Genomic DNA, 11,850 nt, shown 5'->3' with positions numbered 1-11,850 from the left:
AGCCGTAGCCGGGGAGAGATCCTCTGGTGATGCCTGTGGAGCTGGTGTCAGACGGCAAGGGTCCTCCCTTCCGCAGTCGGCGCTGAAACAGGAAACCCGCGCCGTGAGGCGCCCGGCCTAAAGGCCGAATCGGCCACACGGCCGATGGGAATTCCCCTTCTTCAGAAGGAGGAGGAAGTCAACCTTCCAGCCGCGTTCCAGTGGGAGTCGAGACGGCCCGGCGAGCCTGGGCACAGACCGTGGACCCACAGAAAGGCGGCGGCCATGCCCTCCAACGGACCACGTCCGGACCACATGAAGATCATTGACCTGTCGGCCCGCATCGACGCGGCCGCCTGGGAGGCCAACCCGATCACGCACGAGGTGATGTCCCCCGCCGAAGGGGCACGGCACATGGCCGAGGGGATGCGCGAGCACTTCGGAGTCGACTTCGATCCCTCGGTCCTGCCCGACGGGGAACTGCTGTCGTTGGACACCCTGACTCTCACCACCCACACCGGCACCCATGTGGACGCCCCCTCCCACTACGGGTCGCGGGCCGCCTACGGGGTTCCCCGGCACATCGACCAGATGCCGTTGGAATGGTTCCTCGCTCCGGGCGTGGTCCTGGACGTGTCCGAGGAGCCGGTCGGTGCGGTCGGCGCCGGCCGGCTCGCCGAGGAGTTCGAGCGCATCGGCCGCGCACCGGCCCCAGGAGAGATCGTCCTGCTGCGGACCGGAGCCGACGCGCTGGCCGGGACCCCCGCCTACTTCACCGATTTCACGGGCCTGGACGGGCCCGCGGTCGAGTTGCTGCTCGACCTCGGCGTGCGGGTGATCGGAACCGACGCCTTCAGCCTCGACGCCCCGTTCGGGCACATGATCGCCGAGTTTCAGCGGACCGGCGACCGGCGAGTGCTGTGGCCCGCCCACCTGGTCGGCCGCCGACGGGAGTACTGCCAGATCGAGAACCTGGCCAACCTTGACCTGCTGCCCGCGCCGACCGGTTTCACGGTCTCCTGTCTCCCCGTGAAGCTCGTGGGCGCGGGCGCGGGCTGGACCAGGGCGGTGGCGCTGGTCGACTCGTGAGGGCGACCACCGTCAGCCGAGATCACCGACGGCGGTCAGCCGCTCGAGGGATCCGACCAGTTCCGACGGGGGGCGGCGGGCGAGCAGTTCGGCGCGGAGCCGTTCCGCCGCCGCCTTCCGCTCGGCGTCCCCGACGAGCTCGCGGACCGCCTCCCGGATCTCTTCCTTCGTGGCGACGAGGGCGGGCCGGTTGTGCGACGCACCGGTGGCGGCGAACCTCTCCCCCATGACGATCTGGTCGTCGGCGAGCGACAGCGACAGCTGCGGGATCCCCGCCAGCGCCGCGGTCATGAAGGGGTTGACGCTGCCGTGGTGGACGATGGCGTCGGCGGAGCCGAGCAGCAGGTGGAGCGGGAAGTCGCGGTGCACCTTCACGCGGCCGGGCAGTTCTCCCAGCGCCGCGACCTGGTCCGCCCCGGCGGTGAGCGTCAGATCGGCCCCCTCGTCCAGCACGGCGTCGACGGCCCACCGCAACGCGGGGACATGGACGCCGAAGGCACTGGGCGCCGAACGCCCCCACAGCAGGCACACGCGGGGCCTCCGGGACGGCGACTGCAACTCCTCCAACGCCTCCAGCGCCTCGGCGGGCAATGCGCCCGAACCGTTGTAGGGGACATAGCGCACCGGAATCCGCTCCCCCTCCCCGCAGCGCGCCGCCGCGGCGTCCGGAGACGGGTCGATGACGAACTCGATCTGGCTACGGCTCCACGCGGGCTGGCCGTAGCGCAGGAAGGCGTTGGAGGGATCCTCGGGCCCGAGGTCGATCTCGTCGTCAACCGTTCCGAACAGGCCCGGCGAGTGGTAGACCGAGGGCACCTTCAGGAGCCGGGCCGCCAGGGCCCCTTCCGAGGCCATCATGTCGTGGACGACCAGGGACGGCTGCCACGCCCTGGCGAACTCCACGGTGACGTCGTTGTTGTGGACCAGCGCCTCGCCGGCGCGGGTCCTGAGGTGATGCGCGGCGGTCTCGACGTCGAAGTCCTCCAACCGTCGCAGGGGTTCCCCGTCGAGCGGGTTGAGCGGGAGCGGTAGGTCCGGCAGCGTCCGTCTGCCCTGGAGGGTCTTCATCAGCAGGCCGAAGCGGAGCATGAAGGTGGTGTCCAGCCCCTTCAGGATCGGCACGGGCGTGAGGCCCGACGCGCGGATCCCTTCGGTCTGCTGCTCGGGGCAGACCACTCTGACCTCGTGCCCGGCGGCCTGGAGAGCCCAGCCGAGCGGAATCATGCAGAAATAGTCACCCGTCCAGTTCGAGACGGTGAAGAGCACTCGCATACCCATCTCCCACGTTGAAATCGAGCCAGAGGTCGCGCATCGAGTCACGGAGTGATCGCCGTGGCCGCCAGCCGAGCACGGCACGTGCCCGGGTGGCGTCCACCTGGATCCAGGGGACCTCGTCACGCGGCTGCGTCCCCGCCGCTCCCCCGGGCGCCGCCGGTCGCTGCGTCACCGTCGCCGGCACGCCGCTGACATCCACCAGCAGATCGACCAGCGCACGCACCGGCGTCGCGCGGCCGCTGCCGAGATTCAGCACGAGGTCGCCGGCCGACGAGACGGTGGCGGACAGCACCGCATCGGCGACGTCGCGTACGTCCACGTAGTCACGTACGTCGCTCAGCGGGCCGATGGCGAGGACGGCCGGACGGCCCTGTTCCCACGCGGCCGAGAGTTCGGTGGCGACGACGCCCGCCAGGCTCGCGACAGGCGCGCCGGGCCCCGTGACGTTGGGCAGCCGGAGCACCAGCCCCTCGAGGACACCGGCGGTGCAGGCGCGGCGAACCGCCCGGGTGGCCTCCAGTTTCGTCAGCCCGGCGGGTCCCGCCGGACGTTCCTCGCCGCGCTCGCCGAGCATGGTCCCCACGGGGACCGGTCCGTACTCCAGGACAGAGCCCAGATGGATGAACCGGGGTCGCGTCGGCATGCGGGCCAGCGCGGTGAGCGTACGGAGAGGGGCCTCGGTGTTGGAACGGCGCATCTGGGCATGCGACGCGTTCCAGTTGGCTCCCACGGCGTTCACGACCACCGCCGGCCGGTACGCGCCCAGCGTTCCGGCGATCTCGTCGGGACGCCGGGCGGCGAGATCCATCGGGGCGAAGGGCAGGTCGAGATCGGAAGGCCTGCGGCGGCCGATGACGAGGACGTCCCAGCCGGCGGTGGCGAAGGCCGTGGCGATGTGACGGCCGACGAACCCGGACCCTCCGAGGACGACGACGCCGCGAGCCGACACCGATGGCCTCCCGATGGTTCGTCGTTCTGTGGCCGTGCGCCGTTCCGGGCCGTGCGATCTCGCCGTGGGCCCCGTCCTTCGCCCTCAGGATCGGCCGCGTGCCTAGAGTCATGATTGAGTAGTGGTCAAGGGGGGCGTGACAGCCTCCGGCCATGGAGTACACCACCTTGGGCCGTACCGCGCTGCGGGTCAGCCGGCTGTGCCTGGGCACGTTGAATTTCGGGCCCAGAGTCGATCCCGACGACAGCCACGCGCTGATGGACCGGGCTCTCGACCTCGGCATCAACCTCTTCGACACCGCCAACAACTACGGCTGGCAGGTCCGTCGCGGATACACCGAGGAGATCCTCGGATCCTGGTTCGCGACGGGCGGCGGGCGCAGGGAGAAGGTGGTCCTGGCCACCAAGGTCTTCAGCGAGATGGATCCCTGGCCGAACAACGGCGGCCTGTCCGCGCGGCATATCATCGCGGCCTGCGAGGACTCCCTGCGGCGCATGCGGACCGACTGGATCGACGTCTACCAGATGCACCACGTGGACCGGACGGCCTCCTGGGACGAGGTCTGGCAGGCGATGGAATCGCTCACCGCCCAGGGAAAGATCCGGTACGTCGGTTCGTCCAACTTCGCCGGATGGCACCTGAGCGCGGCCCAGGAGGCGGCCGCGCGCCGCGGCTTCCTCGGCCTGGTCTCGGAGCAGTGCGTCTACAACCTGGTGACCAGGCACGTGGAGATGGAGGTGATCCCGGCGGCACGGGCGTACGGCCTCGGCGTGCTCGTCTGGTCACCGCTGCACGGCGGCCTGCTCGGCGGCGCGCTGCGCAAGCAACGCGCGGGCACGGCCGTGAAAAGCGCGCAGGGCCGCGCCGTGGAGGCGTTGAAGACGCTGCGGGCGGAGGTGCAGAAGTACGAGGAGCTCTGCGCGGACCTGGGCGAGGATCCGGCACGGGTCGGCCTGGCGTGGGTGTTGTCGCGGCCGGGTGTGACCGCCCCCGTCATCGGACCTCGGACCTTCGAGCACCTTGAGGCGGCGGCCGGCACCCTGGATCTGCGGCTACCGGACACCACGCTGACGCAGCTCGACGAACTGTTCCCGCCGATCGGCAACGGCGGCCCCGCCCCCGAGGCCTGGTGCTGGTGACTTCCTCCCCTTCCCGAAGGAAGGGGATTGGGTGCGGTTCGTTTCGAGTGAAGGTCGCGATCAAGCGGTGAGGTGGTAGTTCTGCTGGTCGGGGTAGAGGCGTTGGTGCTCGCGGGTGGCGTGGAAGCGCCAGTAGACGTCGAGGTCGCCGTTGGAGACGAGGGCGCGTAGTCGGAGGACGGCTTCGGCTCCGGGCAGGCCCCAGCGGGCACCGGTGATGTCGAGGCGGTCGGCGATCAGGTGGCGGCAGGTGCCTTCGACCGCGCCGGTGGCGATCGGCCAGCCCTTGTCGAGGACGGTGTCGTAGCGGAGCTGGTCGAGGTGGCCTGTGAGGTAGCGGTAGCAGGCGTCGACGGCCTCGCGCCGGGCAGCCGGGAGTGCTTCCCCGTCGGCTTGGACGGTCATCCCGTGGGCGGCGCGGGCGGCGTGGCCTGCGAGGATCGCGGTCAGTTGGTCGGCGGCCCAGGTCTCGGCCTCGGCGGTGCCGGGCTTGTAGAAAGCGTGGGCGGCCGCCCAGACGTACTCCGCGACGTGGACGAAGTCCAGCAAAAGGTGCACGGTGACGCCGCGTCGGCCGGCCTCGCCGGTGATCAGGTCGAGCTGGTGGCGAGCGCCGTCGACCAGGACGATCCAGGGCCGCAGATGCTTCGGGTCGCGGGCGTGGGCCTGGTCGAAGGCGTCGGCGATGACCTGTTCTGGCGGGCGGACCAGGGAGGCGGTGCACCACTTGTTCTCGGCTTTCGGCCCGGGCCGGGCCCGGCGCTGATCGCTGCGGCTCCCGGGCGGATGGATCACATCATGGGGCCGTCTCGGGGCCGGGCGGATGTCGAAGACGCAGGCCACGGTGGCCATCCGCTTACGGTTGGGCTTCTCCCCGGGCGCGAGCCGTGCGCGGTGGCCGCCAGCGGCTTTTGCGGCGGCCCGGCGGGTCGCCTCGCGCAAGGCCTCCGGGCGCATGACCACGCCCTTGCCGTCGACCTGGAGGACCAGCGGCATGTCCCGGCTGCACGGCAGCGGGATCTTCGCGCGGTAGAAGGCGTCGACGTCGACAGCCGAGGCGACCACAAGTTCCTCCAGCCGCCGCTTGCCCGGCACGTTCCCGCAACGGTGCGTGATCGCGTCGTGGGCCTGGTCGAACGAGCCCCGCACGGCCTCGGTGACCGCGAGCCTGCGCAGGCCCATCGAGTGCCGGCCCGCAGGCAGCGACAGGGCGGCGTCGGCGGGGTGGACGTTGCAAACGCCCGGGCCCCGGTAGGCGGCCCGGGTGACGCGGACCAGCCCGAACACGCTGGCCAACAGGCGCGCGTGGCCGCTCTCGCGCCATGGCCGCGCCCGCCCTTCCGGGCCGGTCACCACCGGGCGGGGATCGGCGCCGAGCTGGTCCTCCTCCCGCCGGGTGCGCAGGTCCAAGTGGTCCTGCAGGAGCTGCCGTAACAGCTCCCGCCCGGCCACCTGGAGGTGTTCCTCCAGCTCCGCGTGGGTCCACGCGCCTGCCTGGTCGCCCGACAGGGTGCCCATCAGCGTCTCGAAGGCGCTGAGGGAGCGGGCAAAGGGGTCAGCTGGGTTGTGAGTGTCGTACGGTTTCATCTCCGGGGCTCTTCCAGTCCTGCATCCGATATGGGTCGCACCTTCGAATGTAGGCGGAAGAGCCCTATTGTCAGCGGGTGTTGAGCGAACCCCTGGTTCGGCGGCGGGCCGGGGTGAACAAGCCGGGGACCTCCTCGTCCAGCCAGCCGCGTTCCACCAGCAAGCGAGTTCGCATTCCTCGCCCAGACCTGGGCCGTGCAACGCACCTCCGCCAGCCGGGCCAGCCTACTGCTGGGCACCGAGCCGATCTGGGCCGTCGCGATCGGGATCAGTCTCGGTGGCGAACGGCTCACCGTGTGGGCCTCCCTCGGCGCCATGCTCATGATCGCCGGAACGTACTGGGGCCAGGCCATCGAACGCACCCATCGCACCACCACCGCCGAAACCGTGGAAGAGGACAGAGCGTGCCCCACCCCGACACCTACCAGCGCCTGATCGCCCTGTCCGACACCGCCCAGACCCCCTACCGGCTCATCGACCACGAACCGGACGGCACCACAGAATCGGTCAGTGCCCTGCGCGGTCACCCCGTCTCCCACACAGCCAAGTGCATCATCCTCAGAGTCAAGACCGACCGGTACACCACCCGCCTCGTGCTCGCGGTCGTCCCCGGCGACCGGCGCGTCGACCTGGACGCCGTCCGCCAGCTGTTCGACGCCCGCTACCTCGGATGGAGACACGTCGTCGCCGACTGATCGGGAACCGTATCTGCCCGAGTGCTGGATTGGTGATCGAGCCCGCTGCGAGGTGGCGCATGTCCCGGCTGAGCGAAGGCCGGTCCGCCGGTCATGCGGCGGTGGCGCCCAGCAGAAGGTCGAAGGTGTCATTCGCCTCGCGGAGCACCGCCGTCGCGTCGTGGCTGCCGAGGCGCCACGCCGCCTGGTAGCAGGCGAGGGTCAACTGGGCGGCGAGGACGGCGGTGGCCGGCGGGGTGCCGTGGTCGATCAGGTGTTTCTCGAGGAGGTCGGCGTAGTGCCGGGTCTTGCGGGTGTGCCGATCTTCGAGCTCGGGGTGCTGCTTGACCAGACGGTGGTAAACCGCGTAGTGGCCGGGGTTGCGGGCGGCCTCAGCGCAGATCGCGAGCAGCAGCCGCCGAGATGTGGCCAGTGCCTGCGCGAGATCCTGGAGCGGCTCGGCGGGCGCATCGCGCATGGCCGCCGTGAGCGCGCGCAGGAAGTCGTCCTCGGTAGAGAAGACGACTTCCTGCTTGTCGCCGAAGTAGCGGAAGAAGGTGGTGCGGCCGATCTCGGCCCGCTGGGCGATCTCGTCCACGGTGACGACATCGAACCCCCGCTCCATGAAGAGCGCGAAGGCCGTCTCGATGATCCGTTCCCGGGTCTGGCGGCGTTTGCGGTCCCGCAATGACTCCACCGGAACCTTGTTCGTGCTCATTCGGCCAGGATATCCGCCCGGCCCGCCCGGCGGTCAGCGTCGACGAGGCGGGCGGCCTCGCGCCACAGCTCCTCCTCGCGGGCCTCGTCGTGCGACTCTGGCGACGACGGGACGTTGCGGCCGCGATCGAGGTAGGACCCGGTCCGGGCGGTCAGCCCGGTCAGGATCGTCTCAGCGAGCCGGGCGCCCGCCTGCTGCGGCGTCATGCCCCGGCCGAGGAATCGCTGAAGCTGGAAGAATCCGTTGAGCACGCCCCGCACGGGCCCCGGGGCGTGGCGGAAGAAATCGGTGCCTGCGACGAGCGCCGGGTTGTAGGAGTAGACGCCGACGCTCTCGGGCAGGCGGCGGGCCAGCGCGTGGGTCAGGTAGATGACGCCGAGTTTGCTGGTCGCGTACGCCCGCCCGGCCTCCCGCGCTCCACCGGCACGAGGCGTGGCCAGTCGTTCCGGCGTCTCCCAGCGCGGCGGCGGCGTGGCGCCGAGCGTGTAGCGGAACTGCCCGAAGTGGCAGTCGCTCGAGGTAAGCACGATCCAGCCCGGACCGGTAAACCGGGGCAGCAGCTCCCTGACGAGCAGGTAGTGGGACAGCACATTGACCCCGAAGGTCATCTCGTACCCGTCCGTGGTGCGTTTCTCGGTCGTCGTGACCGTCAGGCCGGCGTTGCCGAGATAGCCACCGAGCGGCGGGAGGTACCTGGTGTCGAGCCCACGCAGAATCTCCTCCACCGCCCGCCTGATCTCGGCGAGCGAAGCGAGGTCACAGTCCACGCCTGTGACCCCGGAAGCGCCGGTGGCCTCGGCGAGTTCCGCAGCGAGGCGTTCGCCGCCCCGGCGAGCCAGCACGACGTAGTGGTCCTGCGGCCGTTCCCGGATCAGCAACTCGACGGACTCGCGGCCGAAACCGCGGGTCACTCCCGTCAACACGATAGTCCGGCTATCCATGACAGACTCCTCGGCATCGAGTTCCAAATGGTACTCAGTACCGTAACATGCCATGGTTCACTTCGCATCGAGCGACGAAATCGCAGCTGACACGCCGGCTGATCGACACCACGGTGACGGCTGAACTGAAATCCCAAGCATGATCATCTAGCCGGACGTGTCACCCACGTCCTGAGAACGATCCGTCACCCAGGTGATGAGACCCGACACGCGTACGGCACGAGACGGCGCGAACGGGCGCCGGTGCAGATGCACCTGGACGAGGTGTGCGCGCTGCTCTGCGCCGCCGGGTACGGCAGGCCGCTGTCCGGGGTGCGCCGGCCGGCCGCGGAGGGGGATCCCGGTGTTCGATGAAGCGGACGCCCGCCCTGCTGACTTCGTCCTCCGCTTCCCGGCCGGGCTGGAGCTGCTGAACGCCAACGAGCGGCTGCACCATATGGTGCGGCACCGCAGGACGACGGCGCTCAAGGATGCCGCGCTCGTGCTGGCCCGGAAGGCCCGCATTCCCCGGCTCGAACGGGTCGACAGGCGTAGTTCGCGAACGCGTCGCCCAGGCCCGTCATGCGGTCGCCGCTGGTCATCATCCGCAGCAGGTCGTAGGCCCGCACCTTGCCAGTCGTGAGCGACCCGGGGACGCGGAGCATGTCCTCCCAATTCTGCCGGATCCGCTCAACCTGCCCGTGCTGGCGGGAGACGGGCTGGAGCGGCCTGGTCGTCATCGACGGTGCCACCCATATCGACCTCTACGACAAGGACGAATACGTCACCCCCGCCGTCGCCAAGCTCGCCGAGTTCCTCGGCAAGTACCTGGCGGGGTGACCACCCGCCACTCCGGACCCACGGGCCGTAGAGGCAGCCATAGGCCCACATCCTCGCTCTGCCGACGCCCCACTCCGGCCCGCCTGTCGGCAAACGATGGCGCGCTCAAGTGATCAATGCATCGCCGCTGTTCAGAAGGAGGTCCGGTAGCCGTGGATCTAGAAGTTCCCGCTCAGGGAGTCGGAATCGTCCGGTCGGAGAACGCGGCCCGATACTCGGTCGGCGACACGTCGAGGATTCTCCGAAAATGCAGGCGGAGGTTGGATCCGGTTCCCAGTCCGACGCGCTCGGCGATCTGGTCGACCGGGAGCTTCGTGGTTTCCAGGAGCGCTCGGGCAGCGTCGACCCGAGCGCGCAGGACCCACTGCAGCGGCGTGTCGCCGGTATCCTCGGCGAAGCGGCGCATGAAGGTGCGCAGCGACATCCGCGCGTGCGTCGCGAGATCGGTGACTGCGAGCGGTTCGTGGAGGCGCGTCAGCGCCCATTCTCGGGTCGCCGCGAGCGTATCGCCATGCGGTGCCGGGCTGCTTCGGGGAAGGTACTGAGCCTGGCCGCCGCTCCGATAGGGCGCCGTCACCAGACGGCGGGCGATGTCGTTCGCCACGCTCACGCCGAGGTCGCGCCGGACGATGTGAAGGCACAGGTCGATGCCCGCCGCGACACCGGCTGATGTGAGGACCGAACCCTCATCGACGAACAGAACATTGGGCTCCACCAGGATGTCCGGATGGCGCAGCGCCAGCATCTCCGCCGCGTCCCAATGCGTTGTCGCGCGCCGCCCTTCCAGCAGACCCGCGTCGGCCAGGGCGAACGCGCCGTAGCAGATCGATGCGATGCGGGCTCCTCTTGCATGCGCCCTCCGAAGCGCATCGTGCACTGCGGCCGGGATCGGTCGGCCGACCGGCGCGTAGCCGGGGACGATGATGGTGTCCGCCCCGATCAGCGCGTCGAGACCCTGCGGCACCGCGTACCCGAAACCCTCACTGGACGGCACCGTTCCCGCAGCGACGCCGCACACTGTCAGCTCGTACGGGAGTCCGTCACGCGGATGGAACACCTGGGTCGGGATGCCGACGTCGAGCGGGAGCGCCCCATCCAGCACAAGCACCATCACCCGGTGCGAACTCATCGTCGTCCATCTCCTCAGCCCGCGGCGATCAATCCCCTGTGGCGAAATCCTCGCACATATTGGCATTCTTGCCACTGGAGGGTGTCGTCCAACCGCTCGACACTGAGTGGGCCGTCCAGTCGGGTTCGGTCCTACGTCGAGTGGATAGGGGTTCCATGCCGCGTCCAACGGTTCCGCCGGTCGTCGCCTTCGTCACATCGGCTATCGCGTTCATGGCAGTGATGGCCGCCGCGGGAGCACCGAGCGCCCTGCTGGTCGTCTACCAGCAGCACTGGCATTTTCCCGACAGCGAGCTGACGGTCGCGTTCGCGATCTACGCCTTCGCGCTCCTCCTCGCGCTCCTCGTCATCGGTTCCCTGTCGGATCGAATCGGTCGCCGTCCGGTACTCATCGCGGCCCTCGCACTCCAGGCGGTCGCGATGGCGGTGTTCCTGTTCGCCCCGGATATCGGCGTCATCATCGTCGCGAGGGCGCTGCAGGGCTTCGCGACGGGAGCGGCCACGAGCGCGTTCAGCGCCTACATAGCCGAGGTCGCACCAGCGGCGCAGAAGAAGGTCGCAGCACTGGTCGTGAGCATCGCATCCGTCGCCGGTCTCGGCATCGGCGTCGTCCTGACCGGCGTCGCCATCCAGTTCGCGGCAGCACCCGCCGCAGTCGTGTTCGGAGCCGCACTCGCGATCATCGTCATCGCCATCGTCGTCACAGCGGCCTCGCCTGAGACGGTCGGCAAGCGTCAAGGGATCGGCGATGCCCTCGTGTCGCGCATCGGCGTTCCATCCGCGGCCCGGACCGCGTTCGCTCGCACTGCCCCAGGGATGATCGGGATCTGGATGTCGGCCGGGCTGGTCCTCGGCCTCGGGGCGTCGATCGTCCATCAAGCCCTGCACATCACCAGCGGAGCCGCCCTCGGCCTGGTGGTCGCAGCCCAGCCCCTGGCTGCGGCCGTCTCCGCGCTCGTACTCGGCCCGCTGATGCCGCCCCGGCGGTTCATGCTCGCCGGATATGCAGCGGTCCTCGCCGGTGTGTCGCTGGAGGCGTGCTCGTTCGCGGCGGGCCTCGCATCGCTCATCATCTGCGGCGCGATCATCACCGGCCTCGGCTTCGGCGCCGTCTTTTCCAGTACGCTCGGGCTCCTTGTTCCGCTGACGCGAGCGCAGGAGCGCGCGAAGCTGTTCTCCGCCGTCTACGTAGTCGCTTATCTCGCGTATGGCATCCCTACCATCGTGGCCGGCTTCCTCAGTGACGCCATCGGTTTGGTGCCCGCAGCAATCATCTACGCCGCCGCAACACTCGCCATAACAGCCGCTGGACTGATCGTCTCGCTCACCCGGACGGGATCGATGTCGAGGGACGCTCTCTCCGGCGTCAGGCAAGAAGCACGAGCGCACGACGTGCGAGCGTCCACATCAAGCCCGGACTAGGCCCAATGCCGTTCGGTTAGGGGTCTGGGTGGTTGGGCAAGCCGGTGACCGCGATCTGGATGGTCGTCTTGTGGGTGCGGTGGTCGAGGTCGCGGCCTACGGCGCGGTACTTGGAGTTGATGGCTCGTTT

Annotated in this window: 12 protein-coding genes and 1 pseudogene; 6 read left to right on the top strand and 7 right to left on the bottom strand. The window is 69.5% G+C overall.

All coding sequences use genetic code 11. From position 1 onward, the window contains the following. The first annotated feature begins 264 nt into the window (after positions 1-264). A complete protein-coding gene (locus NE236_RS43080; RefSeq protein WP_252848115.1) occupies positions 265-1,068 on the top strand; it encodes a cyclase family protein in 804 nt (267 codons plus the stop codon). Positions 1,069-1,080: 12 nt separating this feature from the next. On the opposite strand, the gene NE236_RS43075 is transcribed toward NE236_RS43080, so the two are convergent. Both NE236_RS43075 and NE236_RS43070 read right to left on the bottom strand, forming a co-directional pair. Then, positions 1,081-2,340, bottom strand: coding sequence for a nucleotide disphospho-sugar-binding domain-containing protein (locus NE236_RS43075; RefSeq protein ID WP_252848114.1), 1,260 nt, complete (start codon positions 2,338-2,340; stop codon positions 1,081-1,083). Next, entirely contained in the window at positions 2,303-3,292 is a 990-nt protein-coding gene (locus tag NE236_RS43070; RefSeq protein WP_252848113.1) for an NAD-dependent epimerase/dehydratase family protein, read from the bottom strand. Before NE236_RS43070 ends, NE236_RS43075 begins: the two co-directional genes overlap by 38 nt. Positions 3,293-3,444: 152 nt before the next feature. Here NE236_RS43070 and NE236_RS43065 point away from each other — a divergent pair, with 152 nt between their 5' ends. Next, on the top strand, positions 3,445-4,431 hold the full coding sequence (locus NE236_RS43065; protein WP_252848112.1) for an aldo/keto reductase: 987 nt from the start codon (positions 3,445-3,447) through the stop codon (positions 4,429-4,431). A 60-nt stretch (positions 4,432-4,491) separates the two neighbouring features. On the opposite strand, the gene NE236_RS43060 is transcribed toward NE236_RS43065, so the two are convergent. Beyond that, complete coding sequence (locus tag NE236_RS43060) at positions 4,492-6,018, bottom strand: ISKra4 family transposase (RefSeq protein ID WP_252848111.1); 1,527 nt, start codon at positions 6,016-6,018, stop codon at positions 4,492-4,494. Positions 6,019-6,198: 180 nt separating this feature from the next. Between NE236_RS43060 and NE236_RS43055 the strand changes: the two are divergent. Both NE236_RS43055 and NE236_RS43050 read left to right on the top strand, forming a co-directional pair. Beyond that, positions 6,199-6,453: pseudogene (locus tag NE236_RS43055) on the top strand (EamA family transporter); the annotation flags it as partial. Beyond that, the gene (locus tag NE236_RS43050; protein ID WP_252848109.1) at positions 6,423-6,713 is read left to right on the top strand and encodes a YbaK/EbsC family protein; all 291 of its coding nucleotides are present in this window, start codon (positions 6,423-6,425) and stop codon (positions 6,711-6,713) included. The pseudogene NE236_RS43055 and the gene NE236_RS43050, both read left to right, overlap by 31 nt. Before the next feature lie 91 nt (positions 6,714-6,804). On the opposite strand, the gene NE236_RS43045 is transcribed toward NE236_RS43050, so the two are convergent. From NE236_RS43045 to NE236_RS45455, 3 genes are all read right to left on the bottom strand, one after another. Then, positions 6,805-7,410, bottom strand: coding sequence for a TetR/AcrR family transcriptional regulator (locus NE236_RS43045; protein ID WP_252848108.1), 606 nt, complete (start codon positions 7,408-7,410; stop codon positions 6,805-6,807). Beyond that, positions 7,407-8,351, bottom strand: coding sequence for an SDR family NAD(P)-dependent oxidoreductase (locus tag NE236_RS43040; protein WP_252848107.1), 945 nt, complete (start codon positions 8,349-8,351; stop codon positions 7,407-7,409). Before NE236_RS43040 ends, NE236_RS43045 begins: the two co-directional genes overlap by 4 nt. 464 nt (positions 8,352-8,815) lie before the next feature. Then, on the bottom strand, positions 8,816-9,070 hold the full coding sequence (locus NE236_RS45455; protein ID WP_372494545.1) for a Tn3 family transposase: 255 nt from the start codon (positions 9,068-9,070) through the stop codon (positions 8,816-8,818). Between NE236_RS45455 and NE236_RS43035 the strand changes: the two genes are divergently transcribed. Then, a complete protein-coding gene (locus NE236_RS43035; RefSeq protein ID WP_252848106.1) occupies positions 8,994-9,170 on the top strand; it encodes an alpha/beta hydrolase in 177 nt (58 codons plus the stop codon). The genes NE236_RS45455 and NE236_RS43035 overlap by 77 nt on opposite strands. A gap of 172 nt (positions 9,171-9,342) precedes the next feature. Here the strand turns inward: NE236_RS43035 and NE236_RS43030 are convergent, their stop codons facing one another. Beyond that, a complete protein-coding gene (locus tag NE236_RS43030; RefSeq protein ID WP_252848105.1) occupies positions 9,343-10,299 on the bottom strand; it encodes a GlxA family transcriptional regulator in 957 nt (318 codons plus the stop codon). A gap of 38 nt (positions 10,300-10,337) precedes the next feature. On the opposite strand from NE236_RS43030, the gene NE236_RS43025 reads away from it, so the two are divergent. Next, entirely contained in the window at positions 10,338-11,720 is a 1,383-nt protein-coding gene (locus NE236_RS43025) for an MFS transporter (protein ID WP_252848104.1), read from the top strand. Positions 11,721-11,850: the final 130 nt, after the last annotated feature.

It is taken from the genome of Actinoallomurus purpureus, from assembly GCF_024055795.1.
GTDB lineage: Bacteria > Actinomycetota > Actinomycetes > Streptosporangiales > Streptosporangiaceae > Actinoallomurus > Actinoallomurus purpureus.
The sequence above is the reverse complement of the archived record's forward strand: the minus strand, read 5'-3'. Positions and strand labels throughout refer to the sequence as shown.